Source organism: Janthinobacterium fluminis (genome assembly GCF_028595325.1).
GTDB lineage: Bacteria > Pseudomonadota > Gammaproteobacteria > Burkholderiales > Burkholderiaceae_D > Janthinobacterium > Janthinobacterium fluminis.
Map to the genome: position 1 here is coordinate 177396 of NZ_JAQQXR010000009.1, position 25056 is coordinate 202451.

The window sequence follows — 25056 nt, forward strand, 5'->3', positions numbered from 1 at the left end:
CCCCGGCGCCGCTAGTTGCGGCGCGCCTCCAGCACGCCGCTGACGTCGCGGATCACCGTCAGCGCCTTCTGCAACTGCGCCGTGGAGCCGATTTCGGCCGTGAAGGTCATGCGCGCCTGCCCTTTCGCGCTTTGCGTGTTGACGCCGATGACGTTGATTTTCTCGCGCGAGAATATCTCCGAGATGTCGCGCAGCAGTCCCTGGCGGTCGCCCGCCAGCACGAAAATGTCGACCGGGTAGACGGTGTCGCGCCCGGCGCTTCCCCATTCGGTGACGATGACGCGCTCCGGCGCCTGGGCGCGCATTTCGGCGAAGTTCTTGCAGGTGGCGCGGTGGATGGAGACGCCCTTGCCGCGCGTGACGAAGCCGACGATGCCGTCCGGCGGCGCCGGTTTGCAGCATTTCGCCAGCGCCGTCATCAAGCCCTCGGTGCCGACCACCAGCACGCCCGATTTGGCGCCCTGCTCGACGCTGGAGGCGCGGCTCTTGCCCAGCACCACCGCGTCTTCCGGCTCGGCCGCCTCGCCCGTGTCGTGCAGCGCCTGCTCGACGTGGCGCAGGCTGAACTCCTCCTTGCCGACCGACAGGAACAACTCGTCGACCTTGGCGAAGCCCAGTTTTTGCGCCAGCGCCTCCAGGTTGACGGCCGTCTTGCCCTCGCGCTGCAGGGATTTCTCCACCAGCGCGCGGCCGTGCGCCAGCGTTTCCTGCATGTCGATGGCGTGGAACCAGGCGCGCACCTTGGAGCGCGTGCGGCTGCTGGCGCAGTAGCCGGCGCCGAGCCAGTCGCGCGACGGGCCGGCGCTGCCGGGCGCGCCCTTGGCGGTGATGATTTCGCAGGTCTGGCCGTTTTTCAGCTGGGTGTTCAGCGGCACCATGACGCCGTCGACGCGCGCGCCGCGGCAGCGGTGGCCGACGTCGCTGTGCAGGTGGTAGGCGAAGTCGATCGGCGTGGCGCCCACCGGCAGTTCGAGGACGCGCGCCTGCGGCGTCAGCACGAAGATGCGGTCGTCCAGCGTGGCCGACTTGAGCTTCTCGACCCATTCGCGCTGGATATCCTCCTGGCCGACGACGGCGTCGGCGACGTCGGACTTCCACGCCAGCAGTTGCCGCAGCCAGGCGATTTTTTCGTCGTACTTCTGGCCGGCGAAGTTCGAGCCGCCCTCTTCCTTGTAGCGCCAGTGCGCCGCCACGCCGTACTCGGCGAAGCTGTGCATTTCGTTGGTGCGTATCTGCACCTCGAGCGGCCGGCCGTCGTCCGCCGTCACCACCGTGTGCAGCGACTGGTAGCCGTTCGGCTTGGGCCGCGAGATATAGTCGTCGAATTCTTTCGGGATCGGCGTCCAGATGTTGTGCACCACGCCCAGCACCGTGTAGCAGGTCTTGACGTCGGCGACGATGACGCGGAAGGCGCGCACGTCGTACAGCTCGGTGAAGTCGAGCTCCTTGCCGCGCATCTTGTTCCAGATGCTGTAGATGTGCTTGGGCCGGCCGAACACCTCGGCCTGGATGCCGGCGCCGGCCAGTTCCGTCTGCAGGCGCAGGATGGCCGAGGAGACAAAGCCCTCGCGCATCATGCGCTTTTCCTCCAGCATCTTGGCGATGCGCTTGTAGGCGTCCGGTTCGATGAAGCGGAACGACAGGTCTTCCAGCTCCCACTTCAGCTGCCAGATGCCGAGGCGGTTCGCCAGCGGCGCGTACAGGTCCAGCGTCTCCTTGCCGTAGGCGCGCGTGACGTCGTCGAACTGCTTGATGTCGGCGTAATAGCGCAGGGTCGTCACGCACGAGGCCAGGCGCACCAGCACGACGCGCATGTCGGTGGCCATCGCCAGCAGCATCTTGCGCAGGGTTTCCACCTGGGCCACGGCCAGCAGCGCGGCGTTCTTGCCGCGCCCGCCCGCGCCCTGCTGGCCCTGGGTCAGCGCGCGCAGCCGTATCAGCTGGCGCACGCCGGTGACCAGGTCGCACACCTGCTGGCCGAAGCGCGGCGCGATGGACGCCGCGTGCGCCGGGTCGAGCAGGGTCAGCTCGAACATCAGCCCGGCGATGCGGGTTTCGGCGTCGCTGCGCAGGAAGGCCAGCGTGTTGGCGACGCCGGCGGAAAACTCCAGCGCCGCCTGGCCGCTGTCGCCGATGCGCTTGCCATACACCTCGGTGGCGTAGTCGAAGGCCGCCAGCACGCGCGCGCTGTCGGCCTCGCCCAAGCCCTGCACCAGTTGTTCGGTGGTGGCGCTATTGAGTGCCGCGATGGAAACCATGCCGGCCCTAACGCTGCGCGGCGACGACGACGATTTCGACCAGGCAGGCCGGATCGGCCAGTTTCGCCTCCACCGTCGCGCGCGGCGGCGTGTGGCCGGACGCCACCCAGTCGTCCCACACGGCGTTCATGCCGGCGAAGTGGGCCATGTCGGCGATGTAGATCTGGCAGCTGAGGATGCAGGTCTTGTCGCTGCCCGCCTCGGCCAGCAGGCGGTCGACGTGGCCCAGCACTTCGCCGGTCTGGCCGACGATGTCCTGGGCCGTGTCCTCGGCGATCTGGCCGGCCAGGTACACCGTGTTGTTGTGGATTGCCACTTCGGACAAGCGTTTGCCTACATACAGTCGTTTGATTTCCATGCTATTCATTTCTCTTCATTGTTACGGTTTTAAAGCGGTGCTGCTTATCGGCCCAGCAAAAACGCCCTGGCGATGGCGATCTGGTCGGCGTGCGTGAACGTCGGCGCGTGGCCGACGCCGGCGATTTCGACCAGGGCCGCCTTCGGCCCGCGCCCGGCCATGACGGCCGCCGTTTCGCGCGACAGCAGGTCGGAGTCGGCGCCGCGCACCAGCAAGGTCGGGCAGCGCACGGCGTCGTAGGCGGCCCACAGCGTCGCCTCGTCGGCCGCCACCGACTCCGGTGTTGCCGAACGGAACGGCAGCGCCAGCCCCATATCGTAGTGCCGTATCCACTGGCCGTCCTTATCCTGGCGCAATACGTCGCTGGCCAGTTTGTGCCACTCCTGCTCCGTGTGCGGGCCGAAGGTCAGCGAGACATCGCGGATGAACTGGGCCGCCGCCTCGAAGCTGGGGAAGCGCAGGTCCTGGCCGATGTAGTCGCCGATGCGCTGCAGGGCCTCTGGGGCCAAGGTGGGGCCGATGTCGTTCAAAATCAACTTGTTTATTGGCGAGTCGGGCAGCGCCGCCAGGCCCAGGCCGATCAAGCCGCCCATCGAGGTGCCGAACCAGGCCACGCTCTGGCGCTCGCTGTCGGCCAGCACGCGCGCCAGCAAGGTCACCATGTCGCCGACGTATTGGGGAATCCGGTACAGTTGCGGATTGCGCAGCCAGCCGGAGCGGCCGCGCCCGACCACGTCGGGGCAGATCACGCGGTAGTCGGCGGCCAGCGCCCGCGCCAGATTGTCGAAATCGTCCGACACGCGGGTGACGCCGTGCACGCACACGAGCACATCAGGGTTGTCCGCCGCGCCCCATTCCTTGTAGGCCATGTGGTGCAGTCCGGACGGGGACAGGCATTGGACAGACTTTATTTTCGCTTCGATCATGCCGCTTCCTTGTGAGATTCGTATTAATCACCAGATAATGCAGGTTAGTCGGTTCCTTGCGGGCCACGCACAGCATTTTACCGGGCGTTGCCCTTAAAATCATAGGGCAGCGTGACTTTGGGTTGCAATCCAACATCTTCCACTCACCGAGGACTTTATGACAAGCACTATGTTAAGCGGCAAGACCGCACTGGTAACCGGCTCGACTTCCGGCATCGGACTGGGCATCGCCCGCGCCCTGGCCGGCCAGGGCGCCAACATCTTGTTCAACGGTTTCGGCGACGCCGCCGAGATCGAGCGCCTGCAGGCGGCCGTCGCCAAGGAATTCGGCGTGCGCACCGCCTACCACAACGCCGACATGTCGAAGCCGGCGGAGATCGAGGCCCTGGTCAAGTTCGCCGACAGCACCTTCGGCGGCGTCGACGTGCTGGTCAACAACGCCGGCATCCAGTTCGTCGCCAACGTCGAGGATTTCCCCGTCGAGAAATGGGACGCGATTCTCGCCATCAACCTGAGCTCGGCCTTCCACACCTCGCGCCTGCTGCTGCCGCAGATGAAGGCGCGCAACTGGGGCCGCATCATCAATCTGGCCTCGACGCACGGCTTGGTGGCGTCCGTGCAGAAGGCCGCCTATGTGGCCGCCAAGCACGGCTTGGTCGGCCTGACCAAGGTCACGGCGCTGGAAACGGCGCAGAGCGGCGTGACGGTGAACGCGATCTGCCCCGGCTTCGTGCTGACGCCGCTGGTGCAGAAGCAGATCGACGAGCGCGCCGCCAAGGACGGCATCAGCAACGACGCGGCGAAGAAGGCGCTGCTGTCGGAGAAGCAGCCGTCGGGCGAGTTCGTGTCGCCGGAGGAATTGGGCGCGCTGGCCGTGTTCATGTGCAGCGACGCCGCCCAGCAGGTGCGCGGCGTGGCGTGGAATATGGACGGCGGCTGGGTGGCGCAGTAAACGCGCAGCCGGCGGCAGACCCCGGGCACTGAAGGGCCGGCCGCCGGCCCCCGGGGGGTGCCGGCCGCGCCGCAACGCTGCGGTTATCCACAATTGTGCCGCCGCGCGCGCGGCGTGATCATGGCGTCTCTAGCCGGGAGACATCATGAAAAAACCATTCTATAAAATCCTCTACATCCAAGTTCTGTTCGCCATCGTCTGCGGTGCGCTGCTGGGCGTGTTCTACCCCGCCAACGCAGTCGACATGAAGCCGCTCGGCGACGGTTTCATCAAACTGATCAAGATGATCATCGCGCCGGTGATTTTCTGCACCGTCGTCTCCGGCATCGCCGGCATGCAAGACGTCAAAAAAATCGGCCGCGTCGGCGGCAAGGCCCTGCTCTACTTCGAGGTCGTGTCGACCTTCGCGCTGGCCATCGGCCTGATCGTCGCCAACCTGCTGCAACCGGGCGCCGGCTTCAACGCCGACCCGGCCACGCTCGACACCAAGGCCATCGCCCAGTTCACCGAGAAAGCCAAATCCCAGAGCAGCACCGAATTCGTGATGAACATCATCCCGAACACCGTCGTCGATGCCTTCGCCAAGGGCGACATCCTGCAAGTGCTGCTCATCTCCGTGCTGTTCGGCTTCGCGCTGTCGGTGCTCGGCGAAAAAGGCCGCCCCGTCGCAAAACTGATCGACGACGTGGCCCACGCCTTCTTCGCCATCGTCAACATCATCATGAAGGCGGCCCCGATAGGCGCGTTCGGCGCGATGGCCTTCACCATCGGCAAATACGGCCTGGCCTCGCTGCTGCCGCTGGCCAAGCTGATGGGTTCCTTCTACCTGACCTGCTTCCTCTTCGTCTTCGTCGTGCTGGGCTTGATCGCCAAACTGACCGGCTTCTCGATCGGCCGCTTCCTGCTCTACATTAAAGAAGAGTTGCTGATCGTGCTGGGCACCAGCTCCTCGGAAAGCGCGCTGCCGGCGCTGATGCGCAAACTGGAAAAACTCGGTTGCTCGAAATCGGTCGTCGGCCTCGTCGTGCCCACCGGCTACTCCTTCAACCTGGACGGCACCAATATCTATATGACGATGGCGGCCCTGTTCGTCGCCCAGGCCACCAATACCGACCTGAGCTTGACGCAGCAACTGACCATACTCGGCGTGGCGATGCTGACGTCGAAGGGCGCCTCCGGCATCACCGGGGCCGGCTTCATCACGCTGGCGGCGACGCTGGCCGTGGTGCCGACGATACCCGTGGCGGGCATGGCGCTGATCCTCGGCATCGACCGCTTCATGAGCGAATGCCGCGCCATCACCAACTTCATCGGCAACGGCGTGGCGACGGTGGTCGTGTCGAAGTGGGAAAACGAGCTCGACAAGGAACAACTGCAACGCGAACTGGCCCATCCGGGCAGCACCGTGGAAGCGGCGTCGACGCCCGACGCAGGCAAGGTGCAGCACATCCGCGCCGCCTGAACGCGGCGGCCGCGCCGCACCCTTCCCACGCCACACCAACTTCGGCGCACATGCGGGTCCATCCCGCCTGTGCGCCGTTGGCGTTAACGAACGTGTCGCATAGCGTGCCGCGTAGCGCGGCGCTATGCGGCACGCTTGCTTAGCGGTAGAAGCGGCGCTTGCTGGCGCGCTCCGCCGCCTTCGGCGTCTGCACCTTGACAGCCTTTTTGACGACGGCGCCGCCGGCGGCCGTCGCCGGCACCCGGTGCTCGGCCTCGAAGTCCGGCTCCTCGACGCGGCGCAGGGTCTGCCGGGTCAGGGCCTCGACGGCGGCCAGCAAGTCGACCTCGTCGGCGCACAGCAGCGAAACGGCCTCGCCGCTGGCGCCGGCGCGGCCGGTGCGGCCGATGCGGTGGATATAGTCCTCGGCGACGGTCGGCAAATCGAAATTGACGACCTGCGGCAAAGCGTCGATGTCGAGGCCGCGCGCAGCGACGTCGGTGGCCACCAGCACCTGCACCTCGGCCGCCTTGAAGCGGGCCAGCGCGCGCAGACGCTGCGGCTGCGATTTGTCGCCGTGGATGGCATCGGCGCGCACGCCCTGCTCCAGCAGATGGGCCAGCAGATGCTCGACGCCCTTGCGGGTTTTCACGAAGACCAGCACCTGGCCCCAGCGCCGGCTCTTGAGCAGATGGCAAAACAATTCCGGCTTGCGCTTCTTGTCGCACGGGATGGCCCACTGCTTGACGCTCTTGACGGTGCTGTTGCGCGGACTGACCTCGATGCTGAGCGGATCGCGCAGCAGCTTGCCGGCCAAGGCGCGGATCGGCGCCGAGAACGTGGCCGAGAACAACAGGGTCTGGCGCTGCGCCGGCAGCGCCGCGAAGACGACGTCGAGCTCGCGCGCGAAGCCCAGGTCGAGCATACGGTCGGCCTCGTCGAGCACCAGCGTCTGCACCTGGTCGAACTTGACGGCATTCTGGCCATACAGGTCGAGCAGGCGGCCGGGCGTGGCGACGAGCACATCCAAACCCTTGCGCAATTTACTCAACTGCGGCTCGATGGGCACGCCGCCATAGGCGACATAGGAGCGCAGCGGCAGCTTGCTGCCATAGCGGCGGAAGCTGTCATAGACTTGCTCGGCCAACTCGCGCGTGGGCACCAGCACCAGCACGCGCACCGACTGCGGCGCCACCTGGCCGGCCAAGGTCAGGCTTTGCAGCAAAGGCAAGGCGAAGCCGGCCGTCTTGCCCGTGCCGGTCTGGGCGGCGGCCATCAGGTCGCGGCCGGCCAGCACGGCCGGAATGGCCTTGGCCTGCACCGGCGTCGGCGTGCTGTAAGCGAGTTCGTCCAGGGTGCGCAGCAGGGGATCGATCAGGCCGAGGGAGAGAAACGTCATTGAATGGGACTACCTTGAAAACAAAACTGCGGTGTGGGAACTGGCGCGACGCCGCGGCGCCGCTCTAGCGCGATTATAAGCGATGCCCGCCGCGCCCCTCCGGCACGGCCGGGCCGGCCAATACCACTACATGCCAGGCGCGGGCGCGAAAAGCTTGTATTATTAACTACAAAGCCATGCAATCGAACGAACAGCGCACACCAATGGAGGCGACGCGCATGACAAGATATGACTACATTATCGTTGGCGCAGGCTCTGCCGGCTGCGTGCTGGCCAACCGCCTGTCGGCGGACCCGGCGGTGTCGGTCTGCCTGCTGGAAGCCGGCCCGGCCGACCGCAATCCCGTCATCCGCACGCCGGTCGGCCTGATGTTCATGCTGCTCAGCAAAGTATTCAGTTGGCGCCACTACACGCAGCCGCAGGCCCAGCTGAACCGGCGCCGCCTGTACTGGCCGCGCGGCCAGAGCCTGGGCGGCGGCGGCGCCAGCAACGCCGCCGTCTACACGCGCGGCCACGCCCACGACTACGACCACTGGGCCGCGCTGGGCAACGCCGGCTGGGGCTACGCCGACGTGCTGCCCCTGTTCAAGCGCGCCCAGCACCAGGAACGGGGCGGCGGCGACTACCACGGCGTCGGCGGCCCCCTCGGCGTCGCCGACCTTCGCCTGCCCAGCCTGTTATCGGCCGTCTACCTGCAGGCCGCGGCCGACGCCGGCTACGCGCGCAACAAGGACTTCAACGGCGCCTGCCAGGAAGGCGCCGGCCTGTACCAGGTGACGCAGAAAAACGGCGCGCGCTGCGGCGTCGCGCGCGCCTACCTGGAACCGGTGCGCGGGCGCGCCAACCTGACGGTGCTGACGGGGGCGCGCGCCAGCCAGGTGCTACTCGACGGCAAGCGCGCCAGCGGCGTCGCCTACATCCAGGGGGGCAAGCGCCGCGACCTCGGCGCCGCGCGCGAAGTGATCCTGTGCGGCGGCGCGGTCCACTCGCCGCAACTACTGATGCTCTCGGGGATAGGCGCGGCGGCGCAACTGCGGCGCCACGGCATCGCGCCGCGGCACGAACTGCCCGGCGTCGGGCAAAACCTGCAAGACCGCCTCGACATCCTCATCGTGCACCACTGCGCGGCGGCGCAATCGCTGGGCGGCGCGCTGCGCAAGGCGCTAATGCAAGGCAAACACCTGCTGAACTACCTCCTGTTTCGCAACGGCCCGCTAACCGCCCACGGCGCCGAAGCCGGCGGCTTCATCAAAAGCGCAGCCGGCCAGGCCCTGCCCGACCTACAACTACACTTCACGCCGGCCCAGCCGGACGAGCAAGGGCGCGCACTGGCGCGCGCCGCCTTCCTGCTGTTCGGCCACGGCTACGCCCTGCACGTGTCCGGGCTGCGGCCGAAAAGCCGCGGCCACATCGACCTCAACAGCGCCGATCCCGGCGGCGCGGCGCTGATCGACCCGAACTACTTCTCCCACCCCGACGACCTCGACACGCTGCTGCACGGCGTCAAGGCGGCGCGCCGCATCCTGGCGCAAAAAGCGTTTGAGCGCTTCCGCGGCGGCGAACTCTACCCCGGGGCCGAAGTCCAAAGCGACGACGCCCTGCGCGCCTTCATCCGCGCCAAAGCCGACACCCTGCACCAGCCGGCGGGCACCTGCAAAATGGGGCAAGACGGGCAAGCCGTCGTCGACGCGCAACTCAAAGTACACGGGCTGGACGGACTGCGCGTGGGCGACGCCTCGATCATGCCGACCCTCATCGGCGGCAACACCCAAGCGGCGACCGTCATGATCGCCGAAAAAGCGGCCGACATGATCGTCCAGGCGTGGGCGCAGCGGCAACACAGCGGCCAAGGCGCCAGCCAATAGTTGCCCCACCCCTGGGGTCAGGTCTAGACATGGCGGTTTGTGGCAAAAAAACCACCATCGCCGACGACGCAGCCCGCGCAGCCGACGGCAAAACCGTCATGTCTAGACCTGACCCCAGTTTGTCCTGATGCTGGGGTCAGGTCTAGACATGGCGGTTTGCGGCGGGCGAGCCCCCTCCCCTGTTTAGAACTTGATTTCCAGCGTGGCGCGCACTTGGGTCCGGCCCGGCGTCGCCGTCGCGCGCGTCTGTGTGCCGTCGACGTCCGTGTAACTGCTTCGGCTGTAGTCGTCCTGGCCCAGCAGGTTCAGCAGCGCCACGCGCAGTTGCTGTTTGGCGTCGAATTTCCATAGCGCGTAGATGTCGAGGTCGCGCCGCACCTGGGCGTAGGCGCGCTCGTGTTCGCCAATGCGCACCGGCCCGCCGTTTTTGAAGATGAAGCTGCCGCCGGCGCTGAAGACGCCGCCCGCCCCTTTGTAGTCGAGGCCGGCGACGACGCTGAGCGGGGTTTGCTGGTCGAGCCGGTTGTCCGGCCCCGGCACCGCGTCGACGCGCGACCAGTTGCGGCTGACGCTGGCGCGCAGGTCGACGGCCGGCGCGCCGGCGACGAGCGCGCTCAGGGGAAATTTGGCTTCCAGTTCGATGCTGCGGCTGAGGGCGCGGCCGTCGTTGACGGGCAACGACAGCCAGCGGCCGTTTTCCAGCACCAGGCCCTGGCGCGTGTAGCCGTCGATGCGGCGCACGGACGCGCTCGCGCTGAGCAGCGCGCCGTCGGCCCAGTAGTGCTCGTAGGAGCCGTCCAGCCCCAGCGCCAGTTCCGGCTTGAGGTTGGGATTGCCGCGGCGGTCGGGTTCGTTCTGGCTGTTGTTGTTCGAGGTGAAGCGGCGCGGGATCAGGCTGGACGTCGACGGCGCCTTGTAGGTGCGCGTCAGCGCGAAGCGCAGTTGGTCTTTGCCGTTGGGTAGTTTCAGCAGCGTTTGCAGCAGGGGGCTCCAGACGCTGCTGCGCTGCTGCACGCTGTCGTAGGCCTGGCTGTCGCTGCGCGTGTCCAGCCCCTCCCAGCGCAGCCCGGCGTAGACCGACCAGCGCGGCGTGATGGTCCATTCGTCCTGGCCGTACAGCGCCAGCCGCCGCACCGTCGCCGTGAAGCCTTCGTCGCTGTTGACGGGCGTGCTGCCCGGCAGGTCGCGCTCGCGCTGGCGCCGGGTGTCGTCGCGCGTGCTGCTGCCGCCGTCCCAGCCGAGGGCCAGCGCGTGCCCCTCGGCCAGCGGCGTGGCGTACTTGCCGGTGCTGCTGAAGCCTTTTTCCGTCGAGACGGTGGCGACGCGGCGCTCCAGCGTGACGGCGCCGCCGTCGTCGTGCCAGCCGAGATTGTGCGTGTCGACGGTGCTGCGGCTGAGCTGGCCGCCAATTTTGAGGTCGAGCCTGGCGCCGCCGGCCAGCTTGTGCACCCAGCTCAGGTCGCTGCGGCCGAAGCCGCTGTGGTTGTGGCGCCGCTGTTCCTCGCGGCCGTAGGTGGCGGCCCGGCCCAGCACGGTATCGGCCTGGTCGTCGGAGCGGCCCTGCGAGCGGTTGACGTTGAGGAAGCTTTGCCAGGTCAGCGTGTCGCCGTTCGCCAGCGCCCAGTTCAGCCGCGGCGCCACGTTGATGCCGTCGTTGCGGCCGACGCCGCGCCCCGTGTCACGGCGCAGCAGCGTGGGCGTGCCGTCCGGCGCATCGCCCGACTCGACGGTCCGGCTGGTCTGGTCGTAGTGGTTGCGGTAGCCGCCGCCGGACAGCGAATAGGAAAAGCCGCCGTCGCGGTCGGACAGTTGCACGTTGCCGTAGGCGGTCTGGTAGACGCCGCCCTCGGCCAAGGACAGCTTCGCTTCGCGCTGGCGCGCCTTGACGGCCTTCTTGAGCACGATGTTGATCGTGCCGGCGATGGCCTGGGTGCTGAATTCGGCGCTGGCCGCGCGCATGATCTCGATGCGCTCGATGAGGTCGGGCGCCAGCGTGTCGATGGAAAAACCGGCCGGCGCCCGTTCGCCGTTGAGCAGGATCTGCGTGTAGCTGCCCAGGCCGCGCATGCGGATGGCGCCGCCGGCCACGGTCACGCCCGGCAAGCGCTTGAACACGTCCATCACCGAGGTGTCGCCGTAGCGCAGGATTTCCTCGCTGCCGACGACGATCTTGCTGGCCGTGTCGTCGCGGCGCGGGTCGTAACTGGCGCTGCTGCCCCTGACCTCGACCTGCTGCATGGCCGGCGCGGCGGCCGGCTGCGGCGCCGGCTGCGGTGCCAGCGGCACCGCCGGCGCCTCGGGCTGGATCGCGCCCGGCGCCTGCTGGGCCTGGGCACTCCAGGCGGTCAGGACGGCTGCGGCGGCGAGCGTCAAACGGGCGGAAAAATAGCGATAAGGCATGGGGGCAAGGGAGGCAAAAGAGAAAGGGCCGTATTGTGCTTGAGTTTTCCCGCTTTGTCTTGCTATCGGGGAAATATTCGTAAAAATGAAACGCCGCGCCGGCAGCGATTTCATCCAGGCCCCCGCCGGCGCCGTTATAATTCGGCTTCGTCCATGTCTAAGGCCCCCTATCGTGTCCGACCGTCTTGCCGTTCTGCCCCAGTACCTGCTCCCCAAAGGGGCGTTGACCCGCTTCGCCGGCCGCATCGCCGGCGCCAAGGGCGGCGCCATGACGACCCGGCTGATCCGCTGGTTCGTCGGCCGCTACGACGTCAACATGGACGAGGCGCTCGATCCGGACATCGCCAACTACGCCAGCTTCAACGACTTCTTCACGCGCGCGCTGCGCCCGGACGCCCGCCCGCTGGCCCGCGCCGACTACCTGTGCCCCGTGGACGGGCGCATCAGCCAGTTCGGCGCCATCCGCGACGAGCAGATTTTCCAGGCCAAGGGCCACGATTTCACGACCACGGCGCTGCTCGGCGGCGACAGCGCGCTGGCCGCCCAGTTCCAGCACGGCAGCTTCGCCAACCTCTACCTGAGCCCGCGCGACTACCACCGCATCCACATGCCCTGCGACGGCCGCCTGACGCGCATGATCTACATTCCCGGCGAGCTGTTCTCGGTGAACCCGACGACGGCGCGCGGCATCCCCGGCCTGTTCGCCCGCAACGAGCGCGTCGTCTGCGTCTTCGACACGGCCGCCGGCCCCTTCGTCATGACGCTGGTCGGCGCGACCATCGTCGGCAGCATGGCCACCGTCTGGCACGGCGTCGTCAACCCGCCGCGCGCGCCGGCCATCCAAAGCTGGAGCTACGCGGAGCGCAATATCACCCTCAAGCAAGGCGAGGAGATGGGCCGCTTCCTGCTGGGCTCGACCGTCGTCATGCTGTTCCCCAAGGACACGCTGCGCTTCAACCCGGCCTGGCAGCCGGCCGGGCCGGTGCGCCTGGGCGAGGCGATGGCGGCGCTGGGCTGATCCCGGCGCCGGCCGGGGCCTCAGGCGCCGGCGCCGGCGTCGTACATTTCTTCCATGATGTCGAGGAAGGCGCGGGTCTTGGCCGGCATCAGCCGGCGCCCGGGAAAGACGGCCCAGCCGTTAACGGTCGGAAAACACCATTCGGGCAAGACCCGCACCAGCTCGCCGCTGGCCAGGTAGGCGGCGGCGAAACGCTCGGTGCTGGCGGCGATGCCGACGCCGGTGCACGCCATGCGCACCAGCAGCTCGGGCGAATTGGCCAGCAGGCGGGTTGGCAAATCGCGCGTCCAGCGCGTCTTACCGCGCAATAAAACCCAGCGCGACAGGCCGTTCGTCGTCGGCGGCAAACTCAACAGATCATGGCGGAACAACTCGTCCGGATGCTCCGGCAAGCCGCGCACGCCGAGGTAGGACGGCGCCGCGTACAGGCCCAGCGTGCTGAAGGCGACGCGCCGCGCCGCCAGGCTGGCGTCGTCGGGCAGCTCGCCCATGCGTATCGCCAGGTCGAAATTTTCCGCCAATAGATCGACGCGCCGCGGCGACAAGTCCAGCTCCAGCGAAATGGCCGGATAGCGGCTGATGAACGCGGCCAGCACCTGGCCCATCGACAAATTGGCGAAATCGGCCGGCATCGAGATGCGCAGGCGGCCGCTGGGCGCCAGCTGGCGGTGCCGCGCCAGCGCGACGGCCGCCTCAGTCTCCTCGGCCACCTTGCTGGCGTGCTCCAGCAGGCTGGCGCCGAACTCCGTCAACACCAGCTTGCGCGTGGTGCGCTGCAGCAGGCGCTCGCCCAGCTTCGCCTCCAGCAGCGCGATGCGGCGCGACACCGTCGACTTCGGCAAATCGACGCGGACGGCGGCGCGGCTGAAACTGCCGCACTCGACGATACGGGCGAATAACAACAAATCACTGGGGTCCAGATCCATCACATTGTTCCATATACGGTTTAATGTTATCCATTTTAACGGCTTCCCCATGGAATTTGGAACTGTTAAAGTTCTCCCATCGAATCCACACCCCCAACGACGGAGAACACACCATGAACATCCTGCAAATCAATTCCAGCGCCCGCAGCAACGGTTCCGAATCGACCCGCCTGGCCGACGCCATCGTCGCCCGCCTTGGCGCCGCGGCGCCCGGCGCCAGCGTGACGCGGCGCGACCTGGCCGCCCAGCCCCATCCGGTCATCGACGAGGCGACGCTGCAAGCCCTGTTCACGCCGGCCGCCCAGCGCAACGCCGAGCAGGCGGCCCGCGTCGCCCTCGACGACGCCCTGATCGCCCAGGTGCAGGCGGCCGACGCCATCGTCATCGGCTCGCCGATGTACAACTTCGGCATCACCGTGCAACTGAAAAGCTGGTTCGACGCCATCGCCCGCGCCAACGTCACCTTCCGATACACGGAAAACGGCCCGGTCGGCCTGCTGACGGGCAAAAAAGTCTACGTCGCCCTGGCCCGCGGCGGCATGCACCGCGACGCCGCCCGCGACGCCCAGGTGCCGCACCTGAAAGCCTTCCTCAGCTTCGTCGGCCTCGACGACGTGCAATTCATCTACGCCGAAGGCATGGGCATGGGACCGGAAGCGGTGGCGCGCGCCCAGGCGCAGGCGGACGCCGACATCAACGCCGTGCTCGTATAAACCCCTGCGGGGGACGGGCGCTGCGCGGCTCAACACACTGGAGAACGGCATGACACAACTGACACAGACAAGAGAACACGTGCAACACGGGCGCGGCATCGAACGCGTCGTCGCCGGCCAAGCCGTCATGGACGGCGCCGGCGTCAAAATCAACCGGGTGCTGACGCAAGCGCTGCAACGCCGCCTCGACCCCTTCCTGATGCTCGACGCCTTCGCCAGCGACAAACCGAACGACTACCTGGCCGGCTTCCCCGCCCACCCGCACCGCGGCTTCGAAACCGTCTCCTACATGATCGCCGGGCGCATGCGCCACAAAGACAGCGCCGGCCACGAGGGCCTGCTCAGCAGCGGCGGCGTGCAATGGATGACGGCGGGGCGCGGCGTGATCCACTCGGAAATGCCGGAACAGGAAGAAGGCGCGATGGAAGGCTTCCAACTGTGGCTCAACCTGCCGGCGCGCGACAAAATGTGCCAACCCTGGTACCGCGACTTCCCGAACGCGGAACTGCCGCGCTACACCAGCGCCGAGGGCGTCACCGTGCAAGTCATCGCCGGCAACAGCCACGGCGTGGCCGGCGCCGTGCAGCGCGACGTCACGGAGCCGCTCTACCTCGACATCGAACTGCCGGCGGGCGCCAGCTTCAGCCAGGCGCTGCCGGAAGGCCACAACGCCTTCTTCTACACCTACCGGGGCAGCGTCCGCGTCGGCGACAAGGCGGTGCCGGCGGCGCGCATGGCGATCCTGGCCAACACGGCGGGGGCGGACGGCGTGCACATCCACGCCGACGAAGCGAGCCGGCTGATCCTGATAGCGGGGCGGCCGCTGAACGAAGCGATCGCCCAGCACGGCCCCTTCGTCATGAACACCGAAGCGCAACTACTCGAAGCGATCGACGACTACCGCGCCGGCCGCCTCGGCGAATAAATTGCTTCACCCCCTGGGGTCAGGTCTAGACATGGCGGTTTTACCAAAAAAACCACAGTAAAACCGCCATGTCTAGACCTGACCCCATTGTTGGTTTGCGGCTAGAATCTCGCTATGCCTTCTTCTCTTTTTGCGTGGCTCAAGCATTTGAGCCGGGTGTGCGGTTTCGATACCGTTGACTCGTTTCCGCCCGGCCATCCGTATGCGCGCACGCGCTGGAACGCCGCTTATTTTGATATCGCTTCGGACGTTAAGCCGGACGAGGTGGAGCGCCGCCTGTGCGCGGCCATCGCGAATACGCCGACGGTGTTTGCCTTTATCCGCCATCCGACGCCGCGCATGCAGCGCGCGCTGTTCGCTGTGCTGGAGGAGCGTGTGCGCCGCAACGGCAACGCCGCCGAGTTGGCGCTGTTGTTGGTCGCCGCTTTCCGCAGCCCGCATACGCAGGAGGCGCTGCCCGGTCTGCGCGCCGCCATCGATAGCACGCAGGATGAGGATGGCGCCGAGCGGGCGCGCAGTCTGCTCGTTTTCCTGGCGCAGATGCAGTCGCCCTTCGATGTGATTGAGTTGCCGTCCTAGGCCGGCAGCGCCGGCGCCGCGCCGCGCCCCGGCAGGTAGCGCCGGCGCAGGCGCATGAACGGGGTTTCGATGAGCCGGTAGAGCAGGCAGCCGGCGCCGACGCTGGCCGCCGCCGAGATCAGTTGGGCCGCCGCCGTGTCCGGCGCCACGCCCAATGCCAGCAATTGCGGTTTCAGCAGGATGCACAGTTGTTTGTGCGTCAGGTAGATGGCGTAGGACCACGCCGCCAGTTGCGCCGCCCCCGGTACGCGGGCGGCGCACAGCACAGTCGCGGGGCTGAGCGCGGCGGCAATCACCAGGCTCACGCTGGCCGCCAGCAGCGGGTAGCCGAAGACGGTGACGGCGTAGCCGTACCGGTCGGCGTGGAATAGCCAGGCGCTCAGCGCCGCGCCGGCCGCGCCCGCCAGCAGCGCGGCGTTGCCGTGCGCGCTCAGGCGGCTCCACAGGCGCGCGTGGTGGTTTTTCAGCAGGGCCAGCGCGACGCCGGCCAGCAGTTCGTCGAAGCGGCACAGCGTCGAGTAGTAGATGTATTTGTAGTAGCTCAGGCCGCCGCGGGCGTGGCCGACCTGCTCGTCCCAGAGGTAGGCGCGCGCCAGCATGCCGGCGACGATGCCGGCGGCGATGGCACCCCAGGCCCAGCGCAGCGAGCGTCGGCGCGCGGCGATCAGGAGCGCCAGGGCCGGCAGCAGCATGTAGAATTGTTCTTCGACGCACAGCGACCAGGCGTGCGAGAAGGCGGTGCCGGGGCTCAGGTTGATGTTTTGCGTGAAGGTCAGGTATTTCCACAGCGGCAGCATGGCGGCGTCGCCGCGGAAGGCGGGCCAGCAGGCGTACAGCGCCAGCACGCAGTAGAAATTGGGCAGCGTGCGCAGCAGGCGGCGGGCGTAGAAGTGCGTCAGCGAGAACGGCCGGCCGCCGCGCAGCGCGGCGAGGATCTGGTCGCCGATCAGGTAGCCGCTGAGGCCGAAGAACAGGTCGACGCCCATCCAGCCGACGGCACCCAGCGGACCGAAGGCGGCGGCGCTGACGAAGAGCTGGTAGTGGTTCAGGAAGACCAGCACGATGGCCAACGCGCGCAGTGTGTCGAGTCCGTGGATGCGGGGGCGGGTGGCGCTGCTGTCTGTCATGTCGGGTTCGGGCGCTGTCGCCATGCCGGGTCGGCGGAGGCCGATGATGCCACGACGGCGCCGGCTTGGCCAGTTGTTTCATGCGCCGCGCGCATTGCCGCTAAAATGTTCTCTCATCCCCTCCCCTGTTCCGATCGCCCCTATGTCAGCCAGCAGCGCCTTGCATTTCACCTCAGTCAATTATTCCGGCCAGGGCCAGGGTCCGCGCCTGATTGTGCTGGGCGCCGTGCACGGCAACGAAACCTGCGGCACGCAGGCGATACGGCGTTTGATGGCGGAGCTCGACGGCGGCGCGCTCAGTATCGCCGCCGGCAGTCTGACGCTGGTGCCGGTCGCCAACCCGCTGGCCTATGCCAGGGGCGAGCGCATTGGCGAGCGCAACCTGAACCGCAATCTGTTTCCCTCCGAAGCGCCCGGCGATTTCGAGGACCGCGTCGCCAACTGGCTGTGCCCCTTGCTGGCGCGCCACGATGTGCTGCTCGATCTGCATTCGTTTAACGCGCCGGGCGAGCCTTTCGTCATGCTCGGCCCGCCCGACAACGCCGGCCCGGACGAGCCGTTCGCGCAGGCGGCGCAGGAGCGCGCGCTGGCGCGCCGGCTCGGCGTGCGCCGCTTTGTCGACGGCTGGCTGGCCACCTACGGCGCCGGCGTGCGGCGCCGCGCCGGCGCGGGCGCCGATGTCGGCCTGGCGCTGCGCCACGGCGTCGGCACGACCGAGTATATGCGTGCGAGCGGCGGTTACGCGCTGACGCTGGAGTGCGGCCAGCACGCCGACCCGGCCGCGCCGCAGGTGGCGTACCGGGCGCTCAGGAACGCCCTGGCCTTTCTCGGCTTGCTCGGGGAGACGGCGGCGCCGCCGGTCGATGCCGCCGCCATCGAGGCGCTGAGCATGGTCGCCGTGTATGACAAGGTGGACGCGGGCGACGCGTTTTGCCGCGACTGGCGCAGTTTCGACGCGTTGCGCCGGGGCCAGCTGATCGGCCGGCGCGCCGACGGCACGGCCGTGCTGGCCGAGGCGGACGGCCGCATCCTGTTCCCCGACAGCGCGGCGGCGGCCGGCGCCGAGTGGTTTTATCTGGCGCGGGCGAATCCGGCGCGGTAGCCGGCCGCCGGGCCGCGTCAGCGCCTGGCCGTGGCCAGCAGCGCGCCGAAGCAGACGAAGGTGGCGCCGCCGGCCCGGTTGAAGAGGCGCCCGCCCCGCTCCGACACGAGCCAACCCCGGGCGCGCTGGGCGAACAGGGCGTACAGGCAGTGGATCAACACGACCAGCGCGGCGTAGGTCAGCACGAGGGCGCTGAACTGGGCGGCGTAGTGCGCCGAAGCGTCGATAAACTGCGGGAACACGGAGAGGAAAAAGAAGATGGCCTTCGGGTTGGTCAGTTGCAGGGAGATGCCCTCGGCGAAGCGGCGGCCGAAGCCGGCCGGCTGCGCCAGCTGCTCGGCGAACTGGAACGCCGGCGCGCGCCACAGGCGGATGCCGAGGTAGACCAGGTAGGCGGCGCCGGCGAATTTAAGGGCCGTGAAGGCCAGCGCCGAGGTGGCCAGCACGACGCCCAGGCTGGTGGCCGAGATCAGCGCGACGAGCAGCGCGCCGCAGGCGATGCCGAGGATGCCGCCTATGCTGCCGCGCAAGCCGTAGCGCAGCGCGTTGGTGAGCGTCATCACGACGCCCGGGCCGGGGCTGAAGACGGTGGCCGTGGCCATGAGGACGAACAGGGGATAGAGTTTCATATTTCTTAATGGCCGGCCGAGCCGGAAAACAGGTTGATGACGAGGACGCCGGCGATGATCAAGCCCATGCCGAGCAGGGCCGCCAGGTCCAGCGTCTGCTTGAACCAGATCCAGCCGACCGCCGAGATCAGCACGATGCCGACGCCGGACCAGATCGCGTACACGATTCCAGTGGGCAACGTCCGCATCGTCAGCGACAGGCACCAGAACGCAAGCGCATAGCCGCCGATTGTAACAATACTCGGCAGCGGGCGGCTGAATCCGTCGGACGCTTTCAGGGCGCTGGTGGCGATGACTTCGGCGACGATGGCGACGCCAAGGTAGAGGTAGCTCATTGCGGCGGTCATGGTGTTTCCTTTCTCTCGATAAAAGGGTGCGCTGGCGCGGCGCGTTCCCGGGGGCTACAATCACTACCAGGAGACAATAATATGAACAAGCTGGCGAACCTCTTTCTCGCGTCCCTGGCGCTGGCGGGCATCGCCGTGGCCGCCCCCGCGCCCCTGCTGCTGCGCGTGCTGGCCCAGGAAAGCATTCCGCCGAAATGGGTGATACGCAACGGCCGCATGGACGGCCTGTGCCCGGACATTCTGGCGGCCATCGAAAAAACCGAGCCGCGCCTGCGCTTCACCGGCCACACCGACTACCGCTCGCTGCCGGTGATCGAACAGTCGCTGGAAAACGGCGTCATCGACGCCGCCTGCGCGCTGCTGGACACGCCGCGGCGGCGGAACATCGCCCGCCTCGTCGGCCAGCCCCTGTATACGGTGCGGCACCGCCTGGCCGCCGCCATCGGCGACAAGGCCATGCCGCGCAACTTCGACGAGCTGCTCAAGCTCAAGCCGCTGATCAACACGGCGCGCGGCGCCAGTTATTCCGAGCAATTGCGGGTGCTGGGCCTGGAAGTGGACGACAGCACCGGCGACAACCTCGTCAATTTGAAGAAGGTGGCCGCCGGACATGGCCGCTTCTTCTATATGAACGAGCTGAGCATGACATGGTTGCTGCGTTCCGAATCCGTCGCCGGCAAGGTGCGGCTGTTGCCGGGCGTGCTGAAGGAGGAGCCGATCTATTTCTGGATCAGCAAGCATACCGATCCGGCCGCGGCGGCCATCGTCGGCCGCGCCATCGACCGCCTGCACGCCAACGGCGAACTGGCGCGCATCTACCGGCACTGGGCCGGCGGCCGCTGAGGCCGCGCCGGCCTCAATGGGGCGAGAGTATTTTCAAGCCGAGGATGCCGGCGACGATGACGGCGATGCACAGCAGCCGCGCGACGCCGGCCGGTTCGCCCAGCACCATGATGCCGAAGATGGCCGTGCCGATGGTGCCGATGCCGGTCCAGATCGCATAGGCCGTACCCAGCGGCAAGGTGCGCAGCGCCAGGCCCAGCATGACGACGCTGCCCAGCATGGAGGCGGCCGTCAGCACGGAGGGCACGAGGCGGGTGAAGCCGGCGCTGTATTTGAGGCCGATGGCCCAGCCGATTTCCAGCAAGCCGGCTAAAAACAAAATTCCCCAGGTCATAGGATGCTCCCTTTATGGCAAGGTCGTCCCTACCCGGCCCCCGAATCAAGCGGGGTCGTCCCCACAGGAGCAAAAGAGCCCCGAGTATAGCACCGGCAAGAAAATCCCGCCCAGCCCGCCAGCGATGCGCTAAGCTGGCAGCGGCGAACGATCGTTATCTCATCTCAGGGGAGCATTGGATGTTACTGCTGGCACAAATCGTCACCGGACTGGTCTTGCTGGTCCACGTCTACATCGTCTTGCTGGAAACGCTGCTGTTCGACAGCCGCGGGCGCCGCGTCTTCGGACTGACGGCGGAAAAGGCCGAGATCGTCCGTCCGGCCATGTCGAACCAAGGGTGCTACAACGGCTTTCTGGTGGCGGCGCTGGCGCTGGGCCTGTTCCACCCCGACGCCGTCATCGCCGACGCGTTCAGCCTGTTCGGCCTCGTCTGCGTCGCCGTCGCCGGGCTGTGGGGCGCAATCACCGTGAAGAAAAGCATCTTGTTCATCCAGACCGTGCCGGCCGCGCTGGCGCTGGCCCTGCGGCAACTGGCCTAGCTGGCGGGAAGCTGGCGGGACAGTTGCGGACATCGCCAAGCGCGACAGCGGCTTGGCGATGCGATCCAGGACGGCGTCTTACATGGTTTGCGGCAGCGGCGGTGCCGGGCACTCTGTCACCGGCAGGTCGGGGCCGCCAGCGTGGCCCGGTGGCAATTGTCCGCCTTCGAGCATCAGATTGCTGATGCCGCCGCCTTCGTGCATCAGACTGCTGGTGCCGCCCTCTTCGCCGACCATGGCCGACGTTTGGCCATGCAAGCCGCCGCCGCTAACTTGTTTTACTTGCTCTTCATTCAAGGAAAATGGGTGCATATATTGTCTCTTCTATAATGGTTAATGATGCATGGATTGACGTCGGCGGCGGCCATCAGTGCGCTTCCGCCGACACCCGCAATATTACCAATGTGCAAATGTTTGTCAATAAGTAATTCCATATTTGATAAGTCCGCCCCCCGCGCCTCCTTCAAGAAATCGCCAGCCCGTGCACGCCTTCCATTTATATCGTAATATGACGATACTGAAATTGAACAAACCCGATAAATACATCGTCAAACGACGAATTGAGCTAAACCAAATGGAAATTGATGCAATCCACAAAGCCCTGGCCAATCCGGTCCGGCGCCAGGTGTTGCAATGGCTGAAGGAGCCGGAGCGGTATTTTGCCGAGCAGGACCACCCGCTGGAGTTCGGCGTGTGCGCCGGCCTGCTCGACAAGCGCGTCGGGCTGTCGCAATCGACCGTGTCGGCCCATCTGGCGATTTTGCAAAAAGCCGGCCTGGTGACGTCGCGCAAGGTCGGGCAATGGAATTTTTTCAAGCGCAACGAGGAAACCATCCAGGCCTTCCTCGCACATATGAACAACGGGCTGTAGCATCTTAAAAAGGGAACATGATGGCAAACTTATTCGATCCGATCGCCGTGGGCGACCTGCAACTGAAAAACCGCGTGATCATGGCGCCGCTGACGCGCTCGCGCGCCACCGGCGCCGGCCGCGTGCCGAACGCGCTGATGGCGCAGTATTACCGCCAGCGCGCCTCGGCCGGCCTGATCCTCAGCGAGGCCACCTCCGTCACCCCGCAAGGTGTCGGCTACGCGGACACGCCGGGCATCTGGTCCGACGCGCAGGTCGAGGGCTGGAAGGCGGTGACGCAGGCCGTGCATGAGGAAGGCGGCCTGATCTTCCTGCAACTGTGGCACGTCGGCCGCGTGTCCGACCCGATCTTCCTCGACGGCGCCCTGCCCGTGGCGCCCAGCGCGATCGGTCCGCGCGGCCACGTCAGCCTGGTGCGTCCGCGGCGCGCCTATGTGACGCCGCGCGCACTGGACACGGAGGAAGTGCCGGGCATCGTCGCCGCCTTCCGCAAGGGCGCGGAAAACGCCAAGAAGGCCGGCTTCGACGGCGTCGAGATCCACGGCGCCAACGGCTACCTGCTCGACCAGTTCCTGCAGGACAGCACGAACCTGCGCACGGACGCCTACGGCGGCTCGCTTGAAAACCGCGCCCGCCTGATGCTGGAAGTAACCGATGCCTGCATCGAAGTCTGGGGCGCCGAGCGCGTCGGCATGCACCTGGCGCCGCGCCGCGACGACCACGACATGGGCGACTCCGACCCCCTGGCCACCTTCGGCTACGTCGCGCGCGAGTTGGGCAAGCGCGGCATCGCCTTCATCTGCGCCCGCGAAGCCGTCGGCGACAACCGCCTCGGTCCGCTGCTGAAACGGGAATTCGGCGGCGTCTACATCGCCAACGAGAAAATGGACAAGCGCACCGCCGAGCAGGTGCTGGCGGCCGGCGAGGCGGACGCCATCGCGTTCGGGCTCTTGTTCATCGCCAATCCGGACTTGCCGCGCCGGCTGGAAACGGATGCGCCGCTGAACCAGCCGAACCCGGCCACGTTCTACCATCCGACGGCCGAGGGCTACACCGACTACCCCGCGCTGGCCTAGGCCGGGCCGCCGACCCGGATGCCCGCTCCGGGCGGCGGCGCCCGCTTCAGGGCAGTTGCGTGTAGTTGAGCGGCACCCAGCGGTAAGACTTGCCCTGCGCCCGCACATGGCCGATGCCGGGGAAAGACAGGTGCGTCGCGCCCAGCAGGTAGCCCGCGCCGGCGGCGGCCGCAAAGGTTTTATTACGCTCGGCGGCGGCGGCTTGTTCGTCGCCGTCGAAGCTGATGGTGACGTCCGGCTCGTCGAATTGCACGGCGCCGACGTGGATCAGGTCGCCGATCAGCAGCAACTTCTGTCCCTTGCTCTCAACCATATAACTACTGTGCCCGACCGTGTGGCCTTTGCTGGCATACGCGCGCACGCCCGGCACCAGCTCGACATTCCCCTCGAAGGGCAGGTATTTACCCGCCTTCACATACGGCCCCAGCGACGCCACGGCGCCCTGGAAAAATCCCTTCTTGTCGGCGCTGGCCTTGGCCAGATTCGCCGGGTCGAGCCAGTAGTCCGATTCGCGCTTGTCGGCGCGCACGACGGCGTTCGGGAAGGCGCGCTGCTCGCCCGCGGCCAAGCCGCCCACGTGGTCGGAATGCATATGGGTGACGTAGATTTCATCGACTTGCTCGGGCTGGTAGCCGGAAGCCTTCAGATTCGCCACCAGCTTGCCCAGCGTCGGCCCGAACAGCGTGCCGGCGCCGCCGTCGATGAGCACCAGCTTGTCGCCGGTGTTGATCAGGTAGGCGTTGACGGACGTTTCCAGCGGGCTGGCCAGGAAGGATTGCGCCAGCTTCTGGTCCACATGCGCCGTCGTCGTGTGGGTCAACAGCTTATTCACCGGCAAGACAACGGTGCCGTCGCTGAGCGCCGTCACCTCGACATCGCCCAGCATGAGGCGGAAATAGCCGGGCGCATTGGTTTTTGCCATGGGGGCGGCGGCCAGCACGGGCGTTGCCGTCAGCGTGGCGGCGACAAGGGCGGCAAGGAAGGCGGCGGTGCGCGCCGGCCTGTAGATGAATGCGCTCATTTTTTTCCTTATCTGAATTATTGAAAGAAATGACACTATATCGCCGAATCCGCCGCCGTGCAGCGCCGCACTTTTTCACTCAGGAAAACGGCCGCGGCGCCGGCCCGGGGCCGCTGGCGGGCGGCCCCGCCTGCGCCGCCCGCCGCGGCGCCGACACATTGAGGATGCGTTCGATGACGGACACGGGCAGGTTTTGCTTCTTGAAATAGGCGGTGGCGACCGTCTTGCCCAAGGTTTTGTGGAATTCGACGCCGCGTTCGACCAGTTCGGCCGTGGCCGTGTCGCTTCTGGCGTTGCTCCCGTCGAATCGCGATGCTGTGCTGTGTATCTGCATAGTTGGCACTCCGTGGATGATTGCGGTTAAAAGGTCATCGGCAGGCGCACGGACAGCGTGACGTCGGGCGTGTCCCGCGTCAGGCCGGCGCCCACGGCAATGTTCAGTGTCTTGTTGTTGCTCAGGCGGTAGGAATAGCCGATCAGCAGCGTGCCCAGTTGCGTGCGGACGGAACCGGGCACGACGGCGCCATTCTGCCTGGTGCGCCCTATCGTGTTGTGGTCGTAGCCTATGCTGAGTGAGGCTTTTTCGTTCAGCGCCAGGCCCATGCCGAAGTTAAAGCCCAGCACCGCGCCCGGTTCGACCGTGCCCAGCGCCTCCGTTTCGCCGTTCAGCACGGTGCGGCTGACGTTGCGGCGCTTGAAATTGTACAAATAGCTGACGCTGCCGAAGAAGACGGCCGGATCGGACGGGTATAACCAGGTCAGACTGGGCTGCAGCGAGTAGAAGCCGGAACCGGTCGGCAAGGACAGCGGCAAGCCGGTGCCGGTGGCGTTTTCGCCGATGCAGCGGCGGGCGCAGTCGGTGACGACATCGAAGGGGTCGCGCCCGGTGCGCGACTTGAAGCGCAGGCCGGCCACATAATACGATTGGTCGGCGCCGCCGTTGTTGAGCTGATAGCGCGCCGCCAGCTCGACGTCGCCGAGCGCTTTGCCACTGGTGTCGAAGACGCGCTCGACGGCGGTGCCGGTGAAGATTTCCCGGCTGACGGTGGCGTCGGAGCGGTAGACATACGGCAGTTTCGCCTCGATCTCCAGGCGCCCGCTGACGCCGAAACGTCCCGTCAGGGCCGCCGTAAAGGTGTTGCGCTTGACTTCGCGCACGTCGACCAGGCCGATCAGCAGGGCCGGGATGATGGTGTAGCCGACCAGCGCCACCCGGTTGCTCGACGAGTAGCCGAACTGGGCGGACGGCTCCAGCACATATTTCCCCTTCGGCGTCAGCACGCCCGGCTGCTCGAACAGGGGGGCGACCTCGGGCGGGCGGCCGCTGGCGACGCGCGGACGGCCGACGGCGGCGCCGGGCGCCGGCGCGCCCGCCTCGGCGGCAGGCGCGGCCGCGCCGTCGGCCGC

At 67.1% G+C, this 25056-nt stretch carries 26 protein-coding genes; 12 read left to right on the plus strand and 14 right to left on the minus strand.

Going from position 1 to position 25056, the window contains the following annotated elements; translation table 11 throughout:
* Nucleotides 1-11: 11 nt before the first annotated feature.
* Genes OIK44_RS20690 through OIK44_RS20700 form a run of 3 tightly spaced genes read right to left on the minus strand, consistent with a single transcriptional unit; the run spans nucleotide 12 to nucleotide 3542 of the window.
* Nucleotides 12-2258: a RelA/SpoT family protein gene (locus OIK44_RS20690; RefSeq protein WP_273673536.1), complete on the minus strand. Its 2247-nt coding sequence runs from the start codon at nucleotides 2256-2258 to the stop codon at nucleotides 12-14.
* Nucleotides 2259-2265: 7 nt separating this feature from the next.
* Nucleotides 2266-2616: a RidA family protein gene (locus tag OIK44_RS20695; RefSeq protein ID WP_273673537.1), complete on the minus strand. Its 351-nt coding sequence runs from the start codon at nucleotides 2614-2616 to the stop codon at nucleotides 2266-2268.
* Between the two features lie 44 nt (nucleotides 2617-2660).
* On the minus strand, nucleotides 2661-3542 hold the full coding sequence (locus OIK44_RS20700; protein WP_273673538.1) for an alpha/beta fold hydrolase: 882 nt from the start codon (nucleotides 3540-3542) through the stop codon (nucleotides 2661-2663).
* Nucleotides 3543-3711: 169 nt separating this feature from the next.
* On the opposite strand from OIK44_RS20700, the gene OIK44_RS20705 reads away from it, so the two are divergent.
* Nucleotides 3712-4494, plus strand: coding sequence for a 3-hydroxybutyrate dehydrogenase (locus OIK44_RS20705; protein ID WP_273673581.1), 783 nt, complete (start codon nucleotides 3712-3714; stop codon nucleotides 4492-4494).
* A gap of 145 nt (nucleotides 4495-4639) precedes the next feature.
* Nucleotides 4640-5956 carry a dicarboxylate/amino acid:cation symporter gene (locus OIK44_RS20710; RefSeq protein WP_273673540.1) on the plus strand — a complete coding sequence of 439 codons (1317 nt, stop codon included), beginning with the start codon at nucleotides 4640-4642 and terminating at the stop codon, nucleotides 5954-5956.
* A gap of 139 nt (nucleotides 5957-6095) precedes the next feature.
* Here OIK44_RS20710 and OIK44_RS20715 read toward each other — a convergent pair whose 3' ends face one another.
* Nucleotides 6096-7334 carry a DEAD/DEAH box helicase gene (locus OIK44_RS20715; RefSeq protein WP_273673541.1) on the minus strand — a complete coding sequence of 413 codons (1239 nt, stop codon included), beginning with the start codon at nucleotides 7332-7334 and terminating at the stop codon, nucleotides 6096-6098.
* Between the two features lie 218 nt (nucleotides 7335-7552).
* Here OIK44_RS20715 and OIK44_RS20720 point away from each other — a divergent pair, with 218 nt between their 5' ends.
* Nucleotides 7553-9199 (plus strand): GMC family oxidoreductase, encoded by a 1647-nt coding sequence (locus OIK44_RS20720; protein ID WP_273673543.1) that lies wholly within the window; start codon nucleotides 7553-7555, stop codon nucleotides 9197-9199.
* Nucleotides 9200-9382: 183 nt separating this feature from the next.
* On the opposite strand, the gene OIK44_RS20725 is transcribed toward OIK44_RS20720, so the two are convergent.
* On the minus strand, nucleotides 9383-11599 hold the full coding sequence (locus OIK44_RS20725) for a TonB-dependent receptor plug domain-containing protein (RefSeq protein ID WP_273673545.1): 2217 nt from the start codon (nucleotides 11597-11599) through the stop codon (nucleotides 9383-9385).
* A gap of 172 nt (nucleotides 11600-11771) precedes the next feature.
* Between OIK44_RS20725 and asd the strand changes: the two genes are divergently transcribed.
* Nucleotides 11772-12617: an archaetidylserine decarboxylase gene (gene asd, locus OIK44_RS20730; RefSeq protein ID WP_273673547.1), complete on the plus strand. Its 846-nt coding sequence runs from the start codon at nucleotides 11772-11774 to the stop codon at nucleotides 12615-12617.
* A 20-nt stretch (nucleotides 12618-12637) separates the two neighbouring features.
* On the opposite strand, the gene OIK44_RS20735 is transcribed toward asd, so the two are convergent.
* On the minus strand, nucleotides 12638-13543 hold the full coding sequence (locus tag OIK44_RS20735; RefSeq protein WP_273673548.1) for a LysR family transcriptional regulator: 906 nt from the start codon (nucleotides 13541-13543) through the stop codon (nucleotides 12638-12640).
* Between the two features lie 113 nt (nucleotides 13544-13656).
* On the opposite strand from OIK44_RS20735, the gene OIK44_RS20740 reads away from it, so the two are divergent.
* The 3 genes from OIK44_RS20740 to OIK44_RS20750 all read left to right on the plus strand — a co-directional run bounded on the left by OIK44_RS20740 (nucleotide 13657) and on the right by OIK44_RS20750 (nucleotide 15760).
* Complete coding sequence (locus OIK44_RS20740; RefSeq protein WP_273673550.1) at nucleotides 13657-14256, plus strand: FMN-dependent NADH-azoreductase; 600 nt, start codon at nucleotides 13657-13659, stop codon at nucleotides 14254-14256.
* 49 nt (nucleotides 14257-14305) lie between these two features.
* Nucleotides 14306-15181: a pirin family protein gene (locus tag OIK44_RS20745; protein ID WP_273673552.1), complete on the plus strand. Its 876-nt coding sequence runs from the start codon at nucleotides 14306-14308 to the stop codon at nucleotides 15179-15181.
* Nucleotides 15182-15295: 114 nt separating this feature from the next.
* On the plus strand, nucleotides 15296-15760 hold the full coding sequence (locus tag OIK44_RS20750; protein WP_273673554.1) for a hypothetical protein: 465 nt from the start codon (nucleotides 15296-15298) through the stop codon (nucleotides 15758-15760).
* Here the strand turns inward: OIK44_RS20750 and OIK44_RS20755 are convergent.
* Nucleotides 15757-16887, minus strand: a complete 1131-nt coding sequence (locus tag OIK44_RS20755) for an acyltransferase family protein (protein WP_273673556.1) — start codon at nucleotides 16885-16887, stop codon at nucleotides 15757-15759. The genes OIK44_RS20750 and OIK44_RS20755 overlap by 4 nt on opposite strands.
* 142 nt (nucleotides 16888-17029) lie before the next feature.
* On the opposite strand from OIK44_RS20755, the gene OIK44_RS20760 reads away from it, so the two are divergent.
* Complete coding sequence (locus OIK44_RS20760) at nucleotides 17030-17989, plus strand: M14 family metallopeptidase (RefSeq protein WP_273673557.1); 960 nt, start codon at nucleotides 17030-17032, stop codon at nucleotides 17987-17989.
* A 17-nt stretch (nucleotides 17990-18006) separates the two neighbouring features.
* Here OIK44_RS20760 and OIK44_RS20765 read toward each other — a convergent pair whose 3' ends face one another.
* Together OIK44_RS20765 and OIK44_RS20770 are read right to left on the minus strand one after the other, a co-directional pair.
* Complete coding sequence (locus OIK44_RS20765) at nucleotides 18007-18618, minus strand: LysE family translocator (RefSeq protein ID WP_273673559.1); 612 nt, start codon at nucleotides 18616-18618, stop codon at nucleotides 18007-18009.
* Nucleotides 18619-18623: 5 nt separating this feature from the next.
* Nucleotides 18624-18953 (minus strand): DMT family transporter, encoded by a 330-nt coding sequence (locus tag OIK44_RS20770; protein WP_420213873.1) that lies wholly within the window; start codon nucleotides 18951-18953, stop codon nucleotides 18624-18626.
* 93 nt (nucleotides 18954-19046) lie between these two features.
* Between OIK44_RS20770 and OIK44_RS20775 the strand changes: the two genes are divergently transcribed.
* Nucleotides 19047-19808 carry a substrate-binding periplasmic protein gene (locus OIK44_RS20775; protein ID WP_273673563.1) on the plus strand — a complete coding sequence of 254 codons (762 nt, stop codon included), beginning with the start codon at nucleotides 19047-19049 and terminating at the stop codon, nucleotides 19806-19808.
* 13 nt (nucleotides 19809-19821) lie between these two features.
* Here the strand turns inward: OIK44_RS20775 and sugE are convergent, their stop codons facing one another.
* Nucleotides 19822-20142: a quaternary ammonium compound efflux SMR transporter SugE gene (sugE, locus tag OIK44_RS20780; RefSeq protein WP_273673566.1), complete on the minus strand. Its 321-nt coding sequence runs from the start codon at nucleotides 20140-20142 to the stop codon at nucleotides 19822-19824.
* Nucleotides 20143-20321: 179 nt separating this feature from the next.
* On the opposite strand from sugE, the gene OIK44_RS20785 reads away from it, so the two are divergent.
* Nucleotides 20322-20681, plus strand: a complete 360-nt coding sequence (locus OIK44_RS20785; protein WP_273673568.1) for a DUF1304 domain-containing protein — start codon at nucleotides 20322-20324, stop codon at nucleotides 20679-20681.
* A gap of 78 nt (nucleotides 20682-20759) precedes the next feature.
* Here OIK44_RS20785 and OIK44_RS20790 read toward each other — a convergent pair whose 3' ends face one another.
* The gene (locus OIK44_RS20790) at nucleotides 20760-20993 is read right to left on the minus strand and encodes a hypothetical protein (RefSeq protein ID WP_273673570.1); all 234 of its coding nucleotides are present in this window, start codon (nucleotides 20991-20993) and stop codon (nucleotides 20760-20762) included.
* Between the two features lie 262 nt (nucleotides 20994-21255).
* Between OIK44_RS20790 and OIK44_RS20795 the strand changes: the two genes are divergently transcribed.
* Entirely contained in the window at nucleotides 21256-21552 is a 297-nt protein-coding gene (locus tag OIK44_RS20795) for an ArsR/SmtB family transcription factor (protein ID WP_273673571.1), read from the plus strand.
* A 20-nt stretch (nucleotides 21553-21572) separates the two neighbouring features.
* Entirely contained in the window at nucleotides 21573-22628 is a 1056-nt protein-coding gene (locus OIK44_RS20800) for an alkene reductase (protein WP_273673582.1), read from the plus strand.
* A gap of 46 nt (nucleotides 22629-22674) precedes the next feature.
* Here OIK44_RS20800 and OIK44_RS20805 read toward each other — a convergent pair whose 3' ends face one another.
* From OIK44_RS20805 to OIK44_RS20815, 3 genes are all read right to left on the minus strand, one after another.
* Entirely contained in the window at nucleotides 22675-23649 is a 975-nt protein-coding gene (locus OIK44_RS20805; protein ID WP_273673572.1) for an MBL fold metallo-hydrolase, read from the minus strand.
* A gap of 79 nt (nucleotides 23650-23728) precedes the next feature.
* Nucleotides 23729-23983, minus strand: coding sequence for a hypothetical protein (locus OIK44_RS20810; protein ID WP_273673574.1), 255 nt, complete (start codon nucleotides 23981-23983; stop codon nucleotides 23729-23731).
* Nucleotides 23984-24009: 26 nt separating this feature from the next.
* Nucleotides 24010-25056 (minus strand): acetate kinase (locus OIK44_RS20815; protein ID WP_273673575.1); only part of this gene is annotated, 1047 nt, incomplete at its 5' end.